Annotated in this window: 17 protein-coding genes; 2 read left to right on the top strand and 15 right to left on the bottom strand. The window is 42.1% G+C overall.

The features are described 5' to 3' along the window. The first annotated feature begins 77 nt into the window (after window positions 1-77). Window positions 78-890 carry a DNA/RNA non-specific endonuclease gene (locus ACZ41C_RS04810; RefSeq protein ID WP_138257097.1) on the top strand — a complete coding sequence of 271 codons (813 nt, stop codon included), beginning with the start codon at window positions 78-80 and terminating at the stop codon, window positions 888-890. On the opposite strand, the gene rodA is transcribed toward ACZ41C_RS04810, so the two are convergent. From rodA to miaB, 14 genes are all read right to left on the bottom strand, one after another. After that, complete coding sequence (gene rodA / locus ACZ41C_RS04805) at window positions 887-2,167, bottom strand: rod shape-determining protein RodA (protein WP_154918122.1); 1,281 nt, start codon at window positions 2,165-2,167, stop codon at window positions 887-889. The two genes, ACZ41C_RS04810 and rodA, sit on opposite strands and share 4 nt — an antisense overlap. After that, complete coding sequence (mrdA, locus tag ACZ41C_RS04800) at window positions 2,157-4,025, bottom strand: penicillin-binding protein 2 (protein ID WP_138257099.1); 1,869 nt, start codon at window positions 4,023-4,025, stop codon at window positions 2,157-2,159. Before mrdA ends, rodA begins: the two co-directional genes overlap by 11 nt. After that, a complete protein-coding gene (gene mreD / locus ACZ41C_RS04795; protein ID WP_138257100.1) occupies window positions 4,022-4,531 on the bottom strand; it encodes a rod shape-determining protein MreD in 510 nt (169 codons plus the stop codon). The genes mrdA and mreD overlap by 4 nt, the downstream gene beginning before the upstream one ends. Continuing rightward, window positions 4,521-5,342 carry a rod shape-determining protein MreC gene (mreC, locus tag ACZ41C_RS04790; RefSeq protein WP_138257101.1) on the bottom strand — a complete coding sequence of 274 codons (822 nt, stop codon included), beginning with the start codon at window positions 5,340-5,342 and terminating at the stop codon, window positions 4,521-4,523. Before mreC ends, mreD begins: the two co-directional genes overlap by 11 nt. A 39-nt stretch (window positions 5,343-5,381) precedes the next feature. Next, window positions 5,382-6,410 carry a rod shape-determining protein gene (locus ACZ41C_RS04785; protein ID WP_138257102.1) on the bottom strand — a complete coding sequence of 343 codons (1,029 nt, stop codon included), beginning with the start codon at window positions 6,408-6,410 and terminating at the stop codon, window positions 5,382-5,384. Between the two features lie 56 nt (window positions 6,411-6,466). Further along, a complete protein-coding gene (purH, locus tag ACZ41C_RS04780) occupies window positions 6,467-7,999 on the bottom strand; it encodes a bifunctional phosphoribosylaminoimidazolecarboxamide formyltransferase/IMP cyclohydrolase (RefSeq protein ID WP_464564734.1) in 1,533 nt (510 codons plus the stop codon). A 91-nt stretch (window positions 8,000-8,090) separates the two neighbouring features. Then, window positions 8,091-8,540, bottom strand: coding sequence for a GAF domain-containing protein (locus tag ACZ41C_RS04775; protein WP_138257104.1), 450 nt, complete (start codon window positions 8,538-8,540; stop codon window positions 8,091-8,093). A 493-nt stretch (window positions 8,541-9,033) separates the two neighbouring features. Further along, the gene (gene groL, locus ACZ41C_RS04770; RefSeq protein ID WP_138257105.1) at window positions 9,034-10,665 is read right to left on the bottom strand and encodes a chaperonin GroEL; all 1,632 of its coding nucleotides are present in this window, start codon (window positions 10,663-10,665) and stop codon (window positions 9,034-9,036) included. 117 nt (window positions 10,666-10,782) lie between these two features. Then, on the bottom strand, window positions 10,783-11,061 hold the full coding sequence (locus ACZ41C_RS04765; RefSeq protein WP_138257106.1) for a co-chaperone GroES: 279 nt from the start codon (window positions 11,059-11,061) through the stop codon (window positions 10,783-10,785). A gap of 144 nt (window positions 11,062-11,205) precedes the next feature. After that, complete coding sequence (secG, locus tag ACZ41C_RS04760; protein ID WP_138257107.1) at window positions 11,206-11,565, bottom strand: preprotein translocase subunit SecG; 360 nt, start codon at window positions 11,563-11,565, stop codon at window positions 11,206-11,208. Between the two features lie 5 nt (window positions 11,566-11,570). Next, window positions 11,571-12,473 (bottom strand): hypothetical protein, encoded by a 903-nt coding sequence (locus tag ACZ41C_RS04755; protein WP_464564730.1) that lies wholly within the window; start codon window positions 12,471-12,473, stop codon window positions 11,571-11,573. 2 nt (window positions 12,474-12,475) lie between these two features. Next, window positions 12,476-12,997, bottom strand: coding sequence for an LptE family protein (locus ACZ41C_RS04750; protein ID WP_138257109.1), 522 nt, complete (start codon window positions 12,995-12,997; stop codon window positions 12,476-12,478). A gap of 78 nt (window positions 12,998-13,075) precedes the next feature. After that, window positions 13,076-14,347 (bottom strand): sigma-54 interaction domain-containing protein, encoded by a 1,272-nt coding sequence (locus ACZ41C_RS04745; RefSeq protein ID WP_138257110.1) that lies wholly within the window; start codon window positions 14,345-14,347, stop codon window positions 13,076-13,078. A 113-nt stretch (window positions 14,348-14,460) separates the two neighbouring features. Continuing rightward, window positions 14,461-15,906, bottom strand: coding sequence for a tRNA (N6-isopentenyl adenosine(37)-C2)-methylthiotransferase MiaB (miaB, locus tag ACZ41C_RS04740; RefSeq protein WP_464564727.1), 1,446 nt, complete (start codon window positions 15,904-15,906; stop codon window positions 14,461-14,463). A gap of 229 nt (window positions 15,907-16,135) precedes the next feature. On the opposite strand from miaB, the gene ACZ41C_RS04735 reads away from it, so the two are divergent. Then, window positions 16,136-17,404 (top strand): LVIVD repeat-containing protein, encoded by a 1,269-nt coding sequence (locus ACZ41C_RS04735; RefSeq protein WP_464564725.1) that lies wholly within the window; start codon window positions 16,136-16,138, stop codon window positions 17,402-17,404. A gap of 192 nt (window positions 17,405-17,596) precedes the next feature. On the opposite strand, the gene ACZ41C_RS04730 is transcribed toward ACZ41C_RS04735, so the two are convergent. Further along, window positions 17,597-20,743: a VPS10 domain-containing protein gene (locus tag ACZ41C_RS04730; RefSeq protein ID WP_464564723.1), complete on the bottom strand. Its 3,147-nt coding sequence runs from the start codon at window positions 20,741-20,743 to the stop codon at window positions 17,597-17,599. Window positions 20,744-20,814 lie beyond the last annotated feature (71 nt).

Here is a 20,814-nt window from a genome sequence, read left to right as displayed (position 1 = left end):
TTCTTTAGTAATTATTAGATGTTTTATAGGTCGGTCTAAACTTGAAAATCTTACAAATTTGTGGTTACCTTTGAAGGATGTCCAGATATCGTAAAAATAGCACTATTTACTCCATTTTAATAGTGATATGCATCGTTGGGTTTTGGGTGTTTGAGAACTTTTACACCCCGGATACCTATTCAAGAAACAATGATGAAAATGGCGCAAGTTCCTTTCCTTTGGAGTATTTGCCCAGTTCCACAACCGGCGACATCGTACACCATTCCTATTACTCGCTGTCCTATAACGAACCTTTTGAGCAAGCGGAATGGGTGGCCTATGAATTGGACAAGAAACATTTGACCTATGATGATAGGGACAGGCCCTACTTCATTGAAGATCCCTATGTAAAATCCAAGTCGGCAGATTGGCGCAACTATAGGGGTTCAGGGTACGATAGAGGCCACTTATGTCCGGCCGGTGACCGTAGGTTTTCGGAACAAGCGTATAATGAAACATTTTATACCAGTAATATAAGTCCGCAGGACAAGGACTTCAATGCCGGTGTTTGGAACCGCTTGGAGATGCAAATACGTCAATGGACGAAACGCTACGGAAAAGTGATCGTTATAACGGGCGGCGTTCTGGAACCTGGTTTACAAGAAATAGGGGAGGAAGCTGTTGACGTTCCCAAGAAGTTTTACAAAATAGTAGCTCGTAAGGAAGGGGATAGACTTAAGATTCTTGGGTTCTTGATTCCCGGGGTAGAACAGCAACGGCCCTTGGAAAGCTTTTGTGTGGCGGTGGATAGTATTGAATCCTTAACCGGAATCGACTTTTTCAAGGAGTTGAATACGGGACTTGCGGAAACATTGGAAAGTTCCGTGGCCAGCCACGATTGGAAGTTTTAAAAATTTTCCTTCAATCTGTTGGTGTCCAACTTTAAAAATATAAATAACAAAAGGGTAAAGAAAAGAAGTCCGGAGCCCCCGTAACTGAAAAAGGGTAAGGGAATACCTATGGTAGGTAGAATTCCTATCACCATACCTATATTGATAAAATAATGTACCAAAAGAACCGATATCACACCATAACCGTACATTCTGGAGAACCCATTTTTTTGACGTTCCGCTAAGTAAATCAGTCGTAAAAAGAGGATTGAAAACAAAATGATTACCGTAGCGGTACCCACAAAGCCCCATTCTTCCCCAATGGTAGTGAAAATGTAATCCGTGTCCTGTTCCGGAACAAAATCACCCTTGGTACGAGTTCCTTCCAAAAAACCTTTTCCTGATAGACCTCCAGATTCTATGGCCTTTTCGGACTGATAGGTATTATAGCCAATGGTCTTTCGTATTTCCTCCAATTTTTCTGGGTCTTTTTCCAATCGCAACCATAGGCTAAATCGATCTCTGTGCCGCTGTTCAAAAAGATTATTGAAAACGAAATTCACCGACAGTGAGAAAAGAATAACCACAATAGATCCTATTATGATGGGAATAATGGGAACTTTTAGGGTTTTTCGTTTTAAAAGAAAAAACAAAACGATCAACAGCGATAGCCCAATGGTCAACCAAATGGTCCCGAACATCAGAGTGATTATAAAGATCAAAATCAGTGTAAAGCCTATGCCCAAATAATAAAGCGGGAGTCCTTCCCTAAAAATCACGAATACAAGGGAAAAGAATACGAGGGCACTTCCTGGATCCGGTTGGGGAATGATAAGCAACGCTGGAATAAGTATAATCAATAATGCATACAATTGGTCCTTTACTCGCCTTAGGTCGGTCTGGATATCGCTTAGGTATTTTGCAAGGGCAAGAGCGGTGGAGACTTTTGCCAATTCCGAAGGTTGAAAATTAAAAAAACCCAGGTCGTACCATGAGGTGGCTCCCGCAATGGTTTTGCCAAACACGAACAATCCCAAGAGGGATACCATGGTCAAAAGATAGAATAGACTTGCAAAGCGCTCGTAAAAGTTTGCTTCTAGGGCTAGTACCACGATAATGGTTACTAAGCTAACAATTATAAAAAAAAGCTGTTTCCCAGATCGCGTACTTAAATCAAGAAGGGAGGTTTGTTCATCGCTAAAGGTGCTGGAGTATATGTTGATCCAGCCGATAAAGACCAGTGCTAAGTAAATAAGAATCGTAAGCCAATCTATTCTCCTTAGAACCTTACCAAACACGTTCGTTTATTTTAAATTCCTCACCACTATAAGGTTTGGCATATTCATGTTCCAAGGTCTTCTCCAACATCTTCTTCTCCAAGTCCTTTCTGGTAATTTCGCCTTTCAGGTATTTCTCTATCATTAATGAGGCTATATGACCGGCATACCTAGAACCGAAGTATCCATTTTCAATGTAAACGGCAATGGCAATTTTGGGGTCGTTTACCGGCGCAAATGCCACGAATACCGAGTGGTCCGTTAACTGGGTGCGTACTCCGTCAATCTTGGTGAAATTTTCTGCAGTACCTGTTTTTCCCGCGATTTCGATACCTGGAACCTGTAACCATCGTGCCGTCCCCTTTTTGTAAACATCTGCCATACCTTGCACTACGGGTTCAAAATGTTCCCTATCTATTGTGGTGTACTTGGGCTCCGTGAATTTTGGATCTTTAATATCCTTCCCTTCTATTTTTTTGAGGATATGGGGTGTATAGTAAAAACCACGATTTGCAATGGCCGCTGTCATGTTGGCCAATTGCACTGGGGTCGCCAGGACTTCACCTTGACCAATGGAATTTGAAATGATGTAAGAAGAGCTCCATCTATTGTCCCCGTACCACTTGTCATAATATTCCTTACTGGGGATTCTCCCTTTTTGCCCAAATGGCAGATCATACCCTAGGTAATCGCCCAGTCCGAAACTCTTCATATGGTTTTCCCAAACATCCATGGCATCATCCGTGGTATCGAACTTTTCAAAAATCTTGCGAAAGGTACCTGCGAAATAGGCATTGCAGGATTGGTAAATACCACTGTTCAAATTACGAAGCCCACCACCGCAGTGACAGCCGCGTTTCTTTTTACCTACGTAAAAACCATTATAACATTGAATGGTGGTGGATTCGTCCAAAACCCCCTCCTGTAAGGCAATAAGCGCATTCAAAGTCTTGAAGGGGGATCCTGGCGGTTGTTGCGCGTGAATGGACCTGTCCCATGTTGGATTCGCAATGGTGTCGTTGTAGAGTTCCGTATAGTTTTTGGAACGTTGTCTACCTACCAGTAAGGACGGATCATAGGTAGGCCCCGAAATCATTGTCAATATTTCACCCGTTGCAGGTTCAAGCGCAACGATACCACCACGTTTGCCTACCATCAATCGTTCACCATATTCCTGTAGGGTCTTGTCCAAAGTAACGCTTATCTGTTTTCCTTGCTCTGGAAGGGTATCCAGTGAACCATTTTTGTACGGACCAATGTCACGGTTAAATCGATCTTTTTGAATATACTGCACCCCTTTTCTTCCTCTCAATAGTTCCTCGTAGTACCTTTCAACCCCGGTTCTACCTCTAAGCTCCCCTTGTATGTAATATTTGTTTTTTGCCAAGTCCCCTTCGTTTACCTCACTGATATAGCCCAACACGTTTGCCGCACTGGGCGTATCATAATATCTTAAGGAACGCTTTTGTATGTAGAAGCCTTTGTACTTGCGCATTTTCTCCTGCAATTTGGCATAGTCTTCCTTTGAGAGTTGAGGGACCAGTACGGAGGGCAGCCTGGGGGAATATACCCTGGCCTTGGTCAGTTTTTCTACGAATGTATCGGTATCGATACCCAGCATTTCGCAGAATTCAAGGGTATCCAAAGGTTGTACTTCACGGGGTATGACCATGACATCATAAGCAGGGTCGTTACCTACCAGGAGATTACCGTTCCTATCGTAGATATAACCTCTTTCTGGATAGGTGTAAACCCTTTTTATACTTGGGTCTTCAATAACCTGATCGGGAGAGAAGCTGAATATCTGTAAATAGGACAGCCTACCTAAAAAGGTAATTCCTATGATTACGATAATCGATGAAAGTAAGACTCTTCTCATTCCTTCCTGGTACTGAACAATGAACTAAACAATAAGCACAAAATAATGGATGCCGTCCCAATAGCGATACTTTTTTTGAAGATCAGCAAGACATTCGCAAAACTAAAAATCTCCAGCGTAAAGTATATAACGTGATGAACCACAATTAATAACGCTAAAAAGGTGAATTGTTGTGCCTTGGTAGCACTATTTAACTTAAAACTTTGAAACTCATAATTCACACCAAAAACGAACCGCATAATTGAAGGTCTTAAATAGGCTATGGTGACCGTAGCCGCTGCATTCAAGGCCATGGTATCCGAGAAAACATCGATTAAAAGACCGAGTAAAAAGCAAATCAAAATAAAGGTAGTCCTGTTCTTTTTTATAGGGTACCAATAAAGAAACAAAACATAGACCATAGGATTTATAAAACCAAAGAAGTTCAACCTATTGAATACAAGTACTTGTACCAAAATCAATAGCACGAACCTTAAAACGTTTATAAAGAAAGTGCTATTGATCATTTGATTCCGTTTCTTCCTGAAGTTCCAAAATTTCCTCCCTGTTCAGGTTTTTTATGATATAGACATTGTTGATATTGGTCATGTCATTAAAGAGGGAAACATCTATGCGATAAAAGTTCTTGGAGGTGTCCAAGTCGAATTTTTTTATAATCCCAATGGGAATATTTTCGGGGAAAATACTGCTCATAGCCCCTGTTACAATCGTGTCTCCAATGGTGAGCTGAACCAATCTTGGAATATCAATAAGCTGCACCGTGTTATAGTCCTTGGAATCCCATATCAAGGAACCAAAGTGGTTGGAATTTTTGATTTTGGCATTGATGTTGGATTTTTCGTTCAGGATGCTCTGAACTGTAGAAAATCCGTTGGATGTATTTTCTACGATACCAAGTATCCCTCTGGTAGTGATAACGCCCATATCCTGTTCCACGCTATCCTTCCTGCCTTTGTTTATGGTAATGTAGTTACGTTGGTCAGCATAGCTGTTCTTTATAACCCTTCCACGTACCACCAAATAATTACGCTCCAAGGAATCCAAAGGTTGGATGGCTTCGGGTTTTTTGTTGTAAAGCTGATAGCGCAATCGCTGGTTTTCCCGTAAAAGCCTCTCGTTTTCCTCCCTTAGGCCAAAATATGAGGTTGTGTTATCAAAAAAAGCGTAGATGGTGCCCGAAACGTAATTGGCCGAGTTCAGAAACCGGGATTGATGATAGGAATGGGACTGAAACGTAAAAACTAGGGAAATGAATAGCAACAAAAGGTATAACAGGAATATCTTATACCGAATCAGAAAATTTATAATCTGTTGCATTCACTTCTAAATTTTCACTTAAGGATTCTAAATTGGTAATTACTTTATCAATATGCTCTTATATCTTTCCAGGTTTTTTAGGGCGATACCGGTTCCGCGAACTACAGCCCGTAGTGGATCTTCTGCGATGTACACGGGCAAATCGGTCTTTTGTGAAAGTCTTCTGTCCAATCCTCGCAACATAGACCCGCCACCGGCCAAGTAAATTCCAGTATTGTAGATGTCGGCCGCCAATTCCGGTGGTGTTTGGGATAAGGTTTCCATGACCGCATCCTCCACCCTCAAAATGGACTTGTCCAAGGCCTTGGCAATTTCCCTATAGGAGATTTGTACCTGTTTTGGTTTTCCAGTCAAAAGGTCCCTTCCCTGTACGGATTTTTCCTCAGGGGGAGATTGAAGGTCTTCCGTTGCCGAACCGATTTCAATTTTTATGGCCTCCGCTGTACTTTCGCCCACATACAGGTTATGTTGGGTTCGCATATAATAGATAATGTCATTGGTGAAGACGTCACCTGCAATCTTTACGGACTTATCACAAACGATTCCACCCAAAGCAATCACTGCAATCTCCGTGGTACCTCCACCTATATCCACGATCATATTGCCCTTTGGCTGCATGATGTCCAAACCGATACCTATCGCCGCAGCCATAGGTTCATGTATTAAATAAACCTCTTTTCCGTTTACCCTTTCCGCAGACTCCTTTACGGCCCGCATCTCAACTTCCGTAATGCCCGATGGTATACAAATGACCATTCTTAGGGCAGGTGGGAACCATTTTTTCTTAAGTGCCGGAATGTTCTTTATGAACATATTGATCATCTTTTCAGATGCATCAAAATCCGCAATCACACCATCCTTTAAGGGCCTAATGGTCTTTATGTTTTCATGGGTCTTTCCTTGCATCATGTTGGCCTCTTTACCAACGGCAATTATTTTTCCACTGATTCTGTCCCTTGCAACGATAGAAGGACTGTCTACCACGACCTTGTCCATGTGGATGATTAAGGTGTTAGCCGTACCTAAATCGATGGCTATTTCCTCGGTCAAGAAGTCAAAAAATCCCATATAATACTGTTTGGTTATGGATTAGGGGGTGCAATACATCGACAAAAGTAGTAAAATTAATGCTTAAAATGACGTGTGCCGGTCATCACCATTGAAATTCCATTTTCGTTGCAATAATCGATACTTAGCTGGTCTTTAATAGAGCCACCAGGCTGTATTACGCTGGTAATACCGGCCTTGTCCGCTATCTCCACACAATCTGGAAACGGGAAGAAAGCGTCACTGGCCATAACGGCTCCCTTTAGGTCGAAATTAAAGGAGTTTGCCTTGTGAATGGCCTGGTTCAGGGCATCCACCCTAGAGGTCTGGCCCGTTCCGCTAGCACATAGCTGTTTGTTCTTTGCCAAAACGATTGTGTTCGATTTTGTGTGTTTGCAGATTTTGGAGGCGAACAATAGGTCTTCAAGTTCCCTTTCGCTTGGTTTTGAATGGGTAGCGTTTGTCAAATCCGATGCTGTATCGGTTTTATGGTCTTTTTCCTGAAGTAGAATTCCGTTCAAGCAAGTGCGCACTTGCATTTCTGGCATAGCTACCTCGTTCTGTACCAAAATGATTCGGTTCTTCTTTCCCTTAAGTATTTCCAAAGCATCCGCATCATAGCCTGGCGCAATAACCACTTCGCAAAAAAGTTCATGGATTTCCTTGGCAGTATCCTTGTCTATTTTTTGGTTGCTGATCAATACACCGCCAAAAGCGGAAACCGGATCTCCGGCCAATGCATCGATATAGGCTTGGTGCAAGGTCTCCCTTTGTGCCAATCCACAGGCATTGTTGTGCTTTAGAATAGCGAATGTTGGGGCCTCGTTCATGAACTCGAGCATCAAGTTTACCGCCGCATCCACATCTAGCAGGTTATTGTAGGAGAGTTCCTTGCCATGCAGCTGGGAGAACATAGCATTAAAATCTCCAAAGAAGAATCCTTTTTGATGTGGGTTTTCCCCGTACCGCAATACCTTTCCTTGCGTCTCGCTTACTTTTAGGGCTGCAATATTATGGTTCTTGTTGAAATAGTTGAAAATTGCGGAATCATAGTGGGAAGAAACGTTGAACGACTTTGCTGCGAATTTCTTGCGATCTTCCAACGAGGTCGCCCCTTCGTTTTTGGATATAATTTCCAAAAACTCGGCATAATCCTCCATGGAAGAAACACATATTACGTCCTTATAGTTCTTGGCAGCCGCTCTTATCAATGAGATACCTCCAATGTCAATTTTTTCAATGATATCCTGTTCCGATGCGCCACTGGCCACCGTTTTTTCAAAGGGATACAGGTCCACGATTACGATATCCAATTGGGGAATGTCATATTCCTTCAGTTGTGCCACGTCGCTTTCATTGTCCTGTCTATTGAGAATCCCACCAAAAACCTTGGGGTGCAGGGTTTTGACCCTTCCGCCTAATATGGAAGGATAGCTCGTCACGTCCTCAACGGGTATGACATCGATTCCCAAATCCTTTATGAACTTTTCGGTTCCTCCCGTGGAATATATGGTAATACCAAGTTCTTGAAATTTTCTCACGATAGGTTCCAGACCAACTTTGTGGAATACTGAAATTAAGGCCGAGGAGGCTTTTTTTGAGCGACTCATTATAGGATACTTATGGGTTTGATTAAGGCAACAAAAGTACCCTTTTTAGGAGTAAAAAGAGGTCGAGTTTATCAACAAAAAAAGGAAAGTTTTAAAGAATTTTAGCGACCTCCCCGTTCACGAATTCCAAAAATCGTTCATCATCTTCGGTGAAGGGATCCAAGGTATTGGAATCGATATCGATTTGCCCAATATTTTTGCCGTTGACGAACAAGGGTACAACGATTTCTGATTTGACGGTGATGCTGCAGGCAATGTAATTGTCCTGGGCCTTTACATCGGGTACCACAAAGTTTTGGTTGCTTACTGCCACCTGTCCACAAATGCCCTTTCCAAAAGGAATGACAGTATGGTCCGTAGGTGCACCTGCATAGGGCCCCAACTTTAATTCCTCTTTATCACCGTTCTTAAAATAAAAACCCACCCAATCATAATGTGCTACTTCTTTTTTTAGTAGTTCGCACACTTCCTGAAGTTTTGCATCCACATCATTTTTGGATTTTAAAATTGATAGGACCTTGGGTTGTAAAGAAGTAAACATATTCGACTTTTTTTTTGCAAAATTGGGGTTAAACAATTAGAAATACAATCGATTTGGCTTAATTTTTTGAAACATTAAAAAGTTATATAAATAGCAGTAAATCAACATCTTAAAAGTGTGTTTTCGGTGAGATAAATCAATTTTAGTTAATATTTTCTTAACAAAAATATCATGGATCACAATCTGAAATACATTCGTGTAAATTTCTATAAATTAGATATCAATGGCACAAGCAAAATCAGCTGGTAAGCCAGCTGCAAAGCCTTCACCAGCTAAGGCTGGCAAAAAGGCTGCTCCAAAAGCTGCTCCTAGAAAGAAGTAGTCGTGTTCGGACCTATGGTATAGGTCTTTACCTTTGGAAAAAGAAACCACCTACTGTAAAGAAAGAAGGTGGTTTTTTTATGTTTTAGAAACAAAAAAACCGCTCCCAAACTTAGAAGCGGTTTTATAGTATTTATGAAGTCAATTAATTCTTGGCCTCGGCGTCTCGCCGTTACATCATGCCTGGCATACCGCCGCCGCCCATTGGAGGACCTGCAGGAGCATCTTCCTTAATGTCAGTTAAGGCACATTCAGTAGTCAAGATCATTCCTGAGACAGAAGCTGCATTTTCTAAAGCAACCCTCGTTACTTTTTTGGGATCTATGATACCTGCTTTCATCATTTCAACAAATTGATCCGACTTGGCGTCGTATCCATAATCACCTTTTCCTTCCAAGATTTTGGCGACTACAACGGATCCTTCACCACCAGCGTTTTCAACGATGGTCCTTAGTGGCGCTTCAATGGCCCTGGCTACAATTTGAAGACCAGTAGCTTCGTCGTCGTTTTCAGTGCTAACTTTTGCCAGCACCGATTTCGCTCGTACCAAAGCAACACCACCACCGGCTACGATACCTTCTTCAACGGCAGCCCTTGTAGCGTGCAAGGCATCGTCCACACGGTCTTTTTTCTCTTTCATCTCAACCTCAGAGGCTGCACCTACGTAAAGTACGGCAACGCCACCAGCCAATTTGGCCAAACGCTCCTGTAACTTTTCTTTGTCGTAATCAGAGGTAGTGGTCTCGATTTGAGATTTAATTTGGTTTACCCTTGCTTTGATATCTTTGGCAACACCGCCACCGTTTACGATAGTCGTGTTGTCCTTATCAATCTGTACTTTTTCACAAGTACCAAGCATATCGATGGTTGCATTGTCCAAGGAGAATCCTCTTTCTTCAGAGATTACGGTACCCTTTGTTAGGATGGCGATATCCTCCAACATTGCTTTTCTTCTGTCTCCAAAACCTGGTGCTTTCACCGCGGCAATTTTAAGGGAACCTCTTAATTTGTTTACTACCAATGTAGCCAAAGCTTCGCCATCCACGTCCTCGGCAATGATTAAAAGAGGTTTACCAGACTGGGCAACTGGTTCCAATACAGGAAGCAAATCCTTCATGGAAGAGATTTTCTTATCGAACAATAAGATGTAAGGGTTATCCAATTCCGTTACCATTTTTTCTGAATCGGTTACAAAGTATGGGGACAGGTATCCTCTGTCAAACTGCATACCTTCTACAACATCCACATAGGTGTCCGTTCCTTTGGCTTCCTCAACAGTAATTACCCCTTCCTTACCAACTTTGCCAAAAGCCTGTGCTATCAAATCCCCGATAGCATCATCGTTATTGGCCGAAATAGATGCAACTTGCTTGATTTTTTCAGATGAATCTCCCACTTTTTTGGCCTGTTTTGCCAAGTTTTCAACAATAGCTTCCACGGCTTTGTCGATACCTCTTTTCAAATCCATTGGGTTTGCTCCGGCAGCAACGTTTTTAAGTCCTTCCTTAACAATTGCTTGGGCAAGAACGGTAGCGGTAGTAGTCCCATCACCGGCCAAATCGTTTGTTTTGGAAGCGACCTCTTTTACCATTTGGGCACCCATGTTCTCTAGGGCATTTTCCAATTCAATTTCTTTTGCTACGGTCACACCATCTTTTGTTACTTGTGGAGCTCCAAAGGATTTACTGATAATTACGTTCCTTCCTTTTGGTCCCAAAGTTACCTTTACAGCGTTCGCCAATGCATCCACGCCTCTTTTGAGTCCGTCTCTTGCATCGATATCAAATTTTATGTCTTTTGCCATGTTTTTAATTTTTTAGCTTTTTGATCAAAGGCCATTTGCCTTCAAACCTAATTAAAATATTCTATTAAACTTTCTTTGATTGGGCCAAAGGCCAATGGCCATTGGCGAGGGTGTCATTTATATGATCGCTAAAATGTCACTTTCGCGCATCATCAAGTAATCGGAACCTTCCAACTTTAATTCCGTACCGGCATACTTTCCATAAAGAACTGTATCACCAACCTTAACAGTAACTTTTTCGTCCTTGGTACCAGGTCCAACGGCAACTACCTTACCTCTCTGTGGTTTTTCTTTTGCCGTGTCCGGAATGTATATACCTGACGCAGTTTTTGTTTCAGCTGCCATTGGCTCTATAAGAACTCTATCAGCCAATGGTTTGATATTAATTTTAGCCATAATATTAAAATTTTAAATTGATTTTTTAAGTTTCACACAGTATAGGCAGAAATTATGCCATTACCTAAAAACTGACACATTGTAAAAACAAAAATGCCAGCTTGTCACAAAGCTGGCATTTTATATCTATTTTTTGAGTCTTGATTACAAGCTGTCGTTTGCTGCAGGCTCATTTGTGGCAGGTGGGGTAACTTCCTCCGGCAATGTCTCCGGAACGGTAGTCTCAAAATCATCGCCCTGTAACAATTTGGAATCAGCATCGCCAAAGTTTCCTTTTAGGGCAATGTTGGAAGCCAAAATCAATACCACCAGCAAGCCGGCCAACGTCCAGGTGCTCTTGTCCAAAAAGTCACCGGTCTTCTTTACGCCTCCCACAACTTGATTTCCACCACCACCAAAAGAAGACGATAACCCTCCACCTTTGGGATTCTGTACCATAATTACCAATACCAATAAAAAGCAAACTATGATAATCAGTATCAGGAATATTGAAAATGTACTCATTATAATTACTTGTTTTCTTGTTGAATTTTTTGCACCGATTTTATTCGGTCTGCAAAGAAACTACTTTTTTCCGGATATTTCAAACTTAAAATTTTGTAGGCCTGTATGGCTTTTTTGTATTTTTTTTGCTCCAGATAGACCCTTGCCAAAGTCTCCGTCATCAATTCATTTTTGTCGATTTTGATGGAGTCCTTGGGATTGAAGGTTGTCTTGATATTTTCCTTGGGAACTATTTTTGGATTCTCCGCAATGAACTTATCGATGCGTGCGAATTTATGTTTTTTAGGGTCGGTTTTTTTGGCGGGCTTTTCCTGTGTAGTTTCTTTTGTTTGTTCCTTTTCTTTGGACGTTCCTACTCTTTCTTCCCTGTCGATTTTTTTCTTGGAAGCTAATTGAAGCCATTCCGTAAAGGAATATTTTTCCTTTTTGTCAAAGTCAAGTGGCTTGCCCATGTCCAAGGACTTGGCCTCTTTTTTTAGTTCTTCTGAGGGTTCCTTGGTGGTGAAAATATCGGGGTCTAAAATGTGTTCAGCGTCATGGATATCCTGTGGTAAGGGTTTATCTTCTGATTCTTCGATCAGTTGTTTTTCATTTTGCGATTTAACCGGCAGATCAAAAGATGCTTCATTTTCTGCAGCCTCCTTGGGAGTAGGCGCGTCATAGTTTAGAAAATCCTTAGAGGTTATAAAATCAAAAAGTACATCCCTATCCGTAGTATAAGCCGCCGTAATCTTTAAATTCTTATTGTATTTGTAACTGTTGAGGTTTTTTAACCCTTTTAAATGTAGGGCCCTTGCCGCCTGAAAATACGGATATTCCGCAATGATATCTTCCAATTGCTTGGTCTGCAACGGGTCCACAACTTTGTTGGGATGCTCAAGAAAATATGTAAAATCCGTAATTGTCATGGTTACCAATCTGCCAAGGAAGCGTTAAAAATATCTTGGGTGATACGTTCAAAAATGACTTCGTGAGCTTCGTCCTTTACCGCGGCCAACTGCACATTGGCAGGATAGTCATAAAAAAAGGAAAAACTCTGGTCAAAATCCGCATCGGGATTGTTCCTGTTGTAAAATCTTGCTTTCACCCTTATGGAAAGTCGGTTTTGGGCCGCGGTCTGTTGCGCCGTGGCCGCCATGGGCGAAATTCGATATTCCGTTATCTCACCTTCGTACAATAAATCGGCATTCCCATTGTTCACCAGATCTAAACTCGATTGGTCCAATATCCTATTCTGTAAGGCCTGGGTAAAATCCCTATCCATTCCCGGCTCGAATATGGAACCTGGACTTTGCGTGGCATAATTCTGAAAATAGTTTACCTGAAAGGTTTCCGCGTCTATGGGTCCTGCCCCCGTGAAATTATAAATACCACAGCTGCTCGCCAAAAAGAAGGGCAGTAGGAGCCAAATTAATTTTTTAAGTGTGTCCAAGGTTTTAATTTGTTTCAGGTTTCAGGTTTCAGGTTTCAGGTTTCCGTTTCTTCGGTCGTTTTTCCTTGCTTTCTCAAATCAAAGATCGTATTGCTTTATTTTTCTGTACAAGGTGCGTTCCGATATTCCCAGTTCCGAGGCAGCGGCCTTTCTTTTGCCCCTATTTCTGTCCAGGGACTTTTTGATAAGTTCAATTTCCTTTTCCTGTAAAGATAAGGTTTCCTCTTCCTCAATTTCCTCCGCAAAATGATATTTGTCCTCCTGGGGCATAGGAGTGTAGGTCCTGTCTACCTTGGGCTCTGGAAGACTTAGCACTTCCAGGGAAGAGACTTCCTGTTCCTCTATTTCCTCCTCTTGTTTATCGCCATAGATCTTGCGTATGAGGTTTTCATTTTCCTTTTGCACTTTTTGGCTGTCATTGTTCTTCAAGAGTTCCATGGTCAACTTTTTAAGGTCGTTGAGATCGCCCTTCATGTCGAACAACACTTTGTACAAAATTTCACGTTCATTGCTGAAATCGCTTTCGGACTTTTTATTACTGACAACGGCCGGAAGGTTATTGCCCACATTATGTGGCAGGTAACCATGGAGCGTTGCAGCATCTATGGAGCGGTTTTCTTCCAATACGGAGACCTGTTCCGCTATGTTTCTCAGTTGACGGATGTTTCCCGGCCATCTATATTTTAACAACAAATCTACGGCACTGTCCTCCAAACGGATGGTGGGCATCTTGTATTTTTGTCCAAAATCCGAAGCAAATTTTCGGAACAACAGATGGATATCCTCCTGCCGTTCCCGCAAGGGAGGAATATTGATTTCCACCGTACTTAACCTGTAATATAGATCTTCCCTAAATTTTTCTTTTTTTATGGCCTCGAACATGTTCACATTGGTCGCGGCCACAATACGAACGTTGGTTTTCTGGACTTGGGAGGAACCTACCTTCAAAAATTCGCCATTTTCCAAAACCCGAAGTAATCGCACTTGTGTCGTTAGGGGAAGTTCACCAACTTCATCTAGGAAAATGGTACCTCCGTCCGCCACTTCAAAATAACCGCTCCTTGTTTGGGTAGCTCCGGTAAAGGCGCCCTTTTCGTGTCCAAACAGTTCACTGTCGATTGTACCTTCAGGAATGGCCCCGCAGTTTACGGCGATGTACTTGGCGTGCTTTCTGTGCGAGAGGGAGTGAATGATTTTGGGAATGGATTCCTTGCCCACACCACTTTCTCCCGTTACCAAAACGGATATATCCGTAGGCGCTACCTGAATAGCCTTCTCAATTGCGCGGTTCAGTTTAGGGTCCTGACCAATGATTTCAAATCGTTGTTTTATACTTTGTATACTTTCCATAAACTCGATAATCGAGATTAAAATATTCCGATATTTCAGTCGGAATAAAACTTGAATTATTTATAGGTTCTCCCTTAGGTTGCCCAGAATACCAATGCTATTCCGTTTTCAACTCAATTATTGTGTGAGTATCCAACGGCTTTGCCCAATAAGGTAGCTGATGTGCAATCCTGCATTTCCACCATTACATATTCCCCCACCTTATAATCTTCCTTGGGAAAAACGGCCACGGTGTTTTGCGAGGTTCTTCCCATCCAATGCGCATCGGACTTCCTGGAAGTGCCTTCGACCAACACCTCTTTTGTCTTCCCTAAATTGGCCTTTATCCGTTCCAAGGAATGCTGTCTTTGCAATTCGATGATTTCCGTTAGCCTACGTTTTTTTGTCTCTTCGGGTACATCGTCCCTTAGCTTACGTTCTGCCAAGGTTCCCGGTCTTTCAGAATAGGCGAACATGAATCCGTAGTCATATTTCACATATTCCATCAGAGTAAGGGTATTTTGGTGGTCTTCCTCGTTTTCCGTGGGGAATCCCGCGATCATGTCCTGTGAAATCCCACAATCGGGAATTATGTTCCTGATGTTATCAATAAGTTCAAAATACTCTTCCCGGGTATGCAGGCGGTTCATCGCCTTTAAAATCCGATTGCTTCCGCTTTGCACCGGAAGATGGATGTAATTACAAATATTTTCGTATTTTGCCATGGTATGGATGACGTCCAAGGTCATATCCTGCGGATTCGAAGTGGAAAACCTGATTCTCATTTTTGGCTGTGCCAACGCCACTTTTTCCAATAACTGGGAAAAGTTCACCGCCATGGCCTGCTCCATTTCTGTGGCTTTTTTAAAGTCCTTTTTCAAGCCTCCACCGTACCAGAGATAACTGTCCACATTTTGTCCCAATAGGGTCACTTCCTTGAACCCCTTGTCCCATAGATCGTTGATTTCTTCAATAATGGATTGTGGATCTCTACTTCGTTCCCTTCCACGTGTAAAGGGAACCACACAAAAGGTACACATATTGTCGCACCCCCTGGTAATGGAAACAAAGGCGGTAACTCCGTTGGAGTTCAAGCGCACAGGCGCGACATCCCCATAGGTCTCGTCCTTGGAGAGTATGACATTTACGGCATTCCTACCTTCATCAATTTCTTGAATGAGGTTTGGCAAGTCCTTGTATGCATCCGGACCAACCACCATATCCACAATTTTTTCCTCTTCCAAAAACTGATGCTTCAATCGTTCCGCCATGCATCCCAAGACACCCACCTTTAAATGCGGCCGGTCCTTTTTGATGGCGTTGAACTTTTCAAGTCGCTTGCGAACGGTCAGTTCAGCTTTTTCGCGTATGGAACAAGTGTTCACCAACACCAAATCCGCATCCTCCAAATTTTGTGTGGTGTTGAACCCTTCCTGGGCCAGAATGGAGGCTACGATTTCACTGTCTGAAAAATTCATCTGACAGCCATAACTCTCTATGTATAAATTCCTTTTGTTTTTGATGTTAGCTTGGGTCCTTAGCGCGGAACCTTGCACGCTTTCGTCAATTACTTTCTCCATAATGCCTCCAAATACCATTAAATATTGGGTGGGCAAAGATAGCATTATATTCAAAAATATGACAAGATGACAGTTTAATTTAGCTTTAATTTATAGTTTGAATTATTATAAATGGAATGTCATTCGTTTAGATGTAGAAAGAAATGGGTGCAAATTTTTTTATTATGGAATACGCAACTAGAAAGCCCTTTTTGTATCTAATAATTGAAACAAATAAACTGCTAATGCAATGAAAAAGAGTATACTACTGTTGCTTTTATTGGCTGCGCTACCTTTCGTATCCTGTGATGACGATGGTCCATATGAGGACTATTTGGTAGCACGCCCCATTTTGGAAGATGCCATTTCTTTTAAGGCCGAAGCCATAGATATTATCGACCCAATTCCTATACAGACATCGGGGAAAATTTATGCCTACAAGAATTATATTTTTATTAATGATGTAGGTAGCGGATTTCACGTCATCGACAATCAGAACCCTTCCAACCCACAAAATATTGCCTTCATTAAATTGGAAGGAAATAACGATATTTCCATTAAGGACGATAAACTATTTGCCGATAGCTATGGGGATCTCGTCATTTTTGATATTTCCGATATCAATAACATTCAATTGACCAGCCGTATGGTAAATGCCATATACAAGAACTATGATGTTTGGATACAGAATGTGGAGTTTCCCCAGGCCGATATTTATGACTACGGCACTATCGATTACGACAGGTATGTGGTCGTTGGTTGGGAAGTGAAAATGGAGCGAAGACCGGTTTCTGAATATGAAGAACAATTCAGATGCGATAACTGTGAATTTAGAAATTTCGATAACGTTGTAAACACTGCAGAAAGTAATGTGGGCCAAGGTGGTTCCCTCGCTCGGTTCAAGATTGTGGGCGACTATCTGTATGTAGTGGATTATAGCGACCTGAATATTTTTGATATCTCAAATTTGGAGACCCCTACCGCTTTGGATGATGTATCCGTAGCTTGGGACATAGAGACGATATTTAACCAAGGTGAAATTTTGTTCATAGGTGGAAGACAGGGCATGTACATCTATGATATTAAAGACCCTGCCAAACCTGAATTCGTTTCTGAATTCAGACATGGAACTGCGTGTGACCCTGTGGTAGTGGACGGTAACTTCGCCTATGTGACCTTAAAAGGCGGGGATTTTTGTGGCAATACCGAGAGCGGTCTTTATGTGGTGGATATATCCGATTTAAAAAATCCTGATTTGAAGGTGATTTATCCTATGTTCGGTCCCAATGGACTGGGTATAAAAGGGGACAAACTCTTTATTTGTGATGGAAGCGATGGGCTTAAGGTCTTTGACAAGAGTAATGCTCCCAACATTACTCAACTCAACCATTTCCCTGATATCGAAGCCTATGATGTGATTCCTTTGGAAAACACCTTGTTGATGATTGGAGGAGGTACGTTACGGCAATATGAATATTTGGAAAATGATATCCAGTTGATAAGTACTTTTGAGTTGTAATCAACAAATAATGAAAATAAAAAGGGAAGCACATAGAGCTTCCCATTTTAATTAAATTAGTATGTAACCAGTTATTGGCACCGCCAAATGATTTAATATGCCAAGGCCTGCCTGCCTGAACGCTTGTCGGGCAGGTCTCGAAATTAAAAGGTCGTTTCCTACGATCCCCTCGTGAGCTTGCCCTATGTTAGTTTACTCCAATGAAATCATTTTGATTTTGCTTTCTTGCACTTTGTTATTTAGGTTTTCCACGTATTCCTGCATCAATTTATTCAGGTTTTCGATTTCAACATTCAATTCTTTTGTTACTACCTCAAAGAATTCATTGGCCTGTTTTGTTGGAGGCTGATCACCTCTTTGGGAATCGGCCAATAAAAACGCAAGCCGATTGTTTATTCGGATTCCATAATTCAAAGGGTCCTGTCTACTTTGGTTTTTGGTCATATGGATGTTGTTTTCGATTACCGATAATTTCGACTCAAATTCTTTGATGAGTTCCTGCATTGCGGTATCCTCTTTGGTTTTCTCCTTCAAATAATCCAAATCGCTTTTTACCTTTCTTATTGAAATGATGGCATTGTTCGCACGGGTAACCTGATTCCGTACTCTAATCAGAAAATCAAACTGTTCTTGTAGTTCTTCTTGCGTTATTTCCAGTCTTGGATCTTTTAGAATGGTAAAGTCCCGTTCCTGAACCTGTCCATTATAGGTTAGCCTTACCTTATAGTTTCCTGGCACGGCTTTTGGGCCTATGTTGGGCGATGAATAAAAAATCATTCCCTTAAAGGCATCAAAACCGGGATATCTCATGTTCCAAACGAGTCGGTTGCCACCGGATTTTACTTTTAAAGTTTTAGTGGCCGAAGGATTCAAATTATCGGCAACGGCCTTATTAGAGAAACTTTGTATGATATTTCCATTGGTTTCCAGAATATCGATTTGTACGGAATCTGTCTCTTTGAGGTCTTTCAGGTAATAATTTATGATGGTGCCATCTGGATGGTTTTCCCCTTCCAATTTTACATTTCTGTCGTCCCCATCACCAGATTGATACATCCTATAGGAGCTATCGGGTTTATACATATAAAAATCACTGTTGGCAACTTCTTGGGACAATTGATGTAATGGGGTGAGGTCGTCTATCATCCAAAAACTTCTACCATGGGTTGCGGCGATGAGGTCATTATCCCTAACATGAAGATCTCGTATGGAAGTTATGGGCAAATTCAGTTGAAAAGGGGTCCAAGATTTGCCATCGTCAAACGAAATGTACATGCCCCATTCCGTTCCGGCATAGAGGAGACCCTCCTTCACTTTATCCGAACGTATGGCCCGAGTATAATATTCTCCAGGTATTCCATTGGTAATCAATTCCCATGTTTTTCCATAATCCTCCGTTTTGTAGAGGTAAGGTGTGTAGTCGCCAAATTTATAGGACGAAGCGGCAACATAGGCCGTTCCTTTTTTAAAGGGACTTGCATCGATACAATTGATCATATTCAGTTTTGGGGACATTTCGGCAGGAGGGGTTACGTTCTCCCAATTCTCCCCATTATCCCTTGTTACATGGATAAGTCCATCATCACTACCGGTCCATAGTACCCCTTCCTCCAATGCCGATTCCGATATTACAAAAATATTCGAATAGAATTCCGCACCTGTATTGTCCTGGGTAATTGGGCCACCACTTGATTGTATGGTCTCAGGGAGACCTCTGGTCAAATCCGGGGATATGGTCTCCCAGGACTGTCCTCCATCCCTGGTCATATGTAAATAGTTGGATCCGGCATAGAGTTTGTTTGAATCGTGCATGCTAAAAGTAACGGGATAGTTCCAATTGAAGCGGAATTTCATAACCTCCGCCCCGGAACCCGCAGGATTGTCCGGCCATACGTTTGTAGACCTTTCTTGACCTGTGCTATGATCTAATCTGTTCATGTATCCTTTATAGGTTCCACCGTAAACAATATCATTGTTCTTTGGATCAGGAGCCAAATGAGCACTTTCGCCTCCGGCGGTAGGTTCCCAATTTCTTTCCGTAATGGCACTTCCCGCGGTTCTATGCGCTATTCGGATGGCCGTATTATCCTGCTGCGCACCATATATGCGATAGGGAAATACACTATCCGTTGCTACTCTGTAGAATTGTGCAGTGGGTTGATTGTGGTAGGTAGTCCAATTGTTTCCGCCATCATTTGAGATTTGAGCTCCCCCATCATCGGCAATGGCCATTCTCAAATTGTTATTGGGATCTATCCAAAGGTCGTGATGGTCCCCGTGGGGCGCGTTCTTTAAAGTAAAGGTTTTCCCTCCATCCGTAGATACCCCGTAACTTACGTTCATTACATATAGTTTATCCACATTTTGTGTGTCCGCATATATTCTGGTGTAATACCAGGCGCGTTGTCTTAGGGCACGGTTTTCATTTATCTTGTCCCAAGTCTTACCGCCATCGTCCGATCGGAAAAGACCGCCCTCTTTCGCTTCGATTAAGGCCCAAACCCTTTTTGAATCTACAGGTGATACCGTTATTCCAACAATGCCCCAGGGAAATCCAGGTAAACCAGAATTTGTTGAGATATCCGTCCAAGTATCCCCACCATCGATACTTTTGTACATTTTGCTATCTGGGCCCCCACTGTCCATACGGTAGCCATTTCGTTTCATTTCCCAAGTTGTGGCATACAAAATTCTTGGGTTATTGGGGTCCATGATAAGATCGCCGGCACCTGCCTTGTCGCTGATATAAAGTATTTTTTCCCAGTTCACGCCACCGTCCAGTGTACGGTAAACGCCTCTTGTTTCGTTTGGTTTCCACAAGTTTCCTAGGGCGGCCACATAGACAATGTCCGAATTTGTTGGATGTATCCTAATGCGCGCAATGTGTTCAGACCCTTCCAATCCAATAAACTTCCAAGTCTCCCCGGCATCCAGACTTTTCCACATACCATGGCCTGAGGAAACGTTCCCCCGCAACGTTTGTTCCCCTTCTCCTACATATATAATGTTAGGATCGGACTCGGCTACGGCAACGGTCCCTATGGAACCTCCAAAAAAGCCATCTGAAATACATTCCCATGAATTACCAGCGTCGGTTGTTTTCCAGACACCACCACCCGCGGTCCCCATATAATATAGATTTGGGTCATTGATAACACCGGTTACCGTTCCGGCCCTACCACCTCGAAAGGGTCCCACCAAACGCCATTCCATCCCTTGATATAGTGACTGGTCAAACTGCACGCCCTTTACTTTGTTGTTTTTTCGCTGGGCAAATGCTTCCTTTGCGGGTAGATAAAAAAGCAAGCACAATACAACTAGGAAGTAGTTCTTTTTCATTTTAGGTCGGTTTTTGAATTAATTCTTCTAAAAATAAGAAAACAAATCTTTCCAATTCATAGCTAATCATC

The organism is Maribacter sp. C-4077 (genome assembly GCF_055378385.1).
The sequence above is the reverse complement of the archived record's forward strand: the minus strand, read 5'-3'. Positions and strand labels throughout refer to the sequence as shown.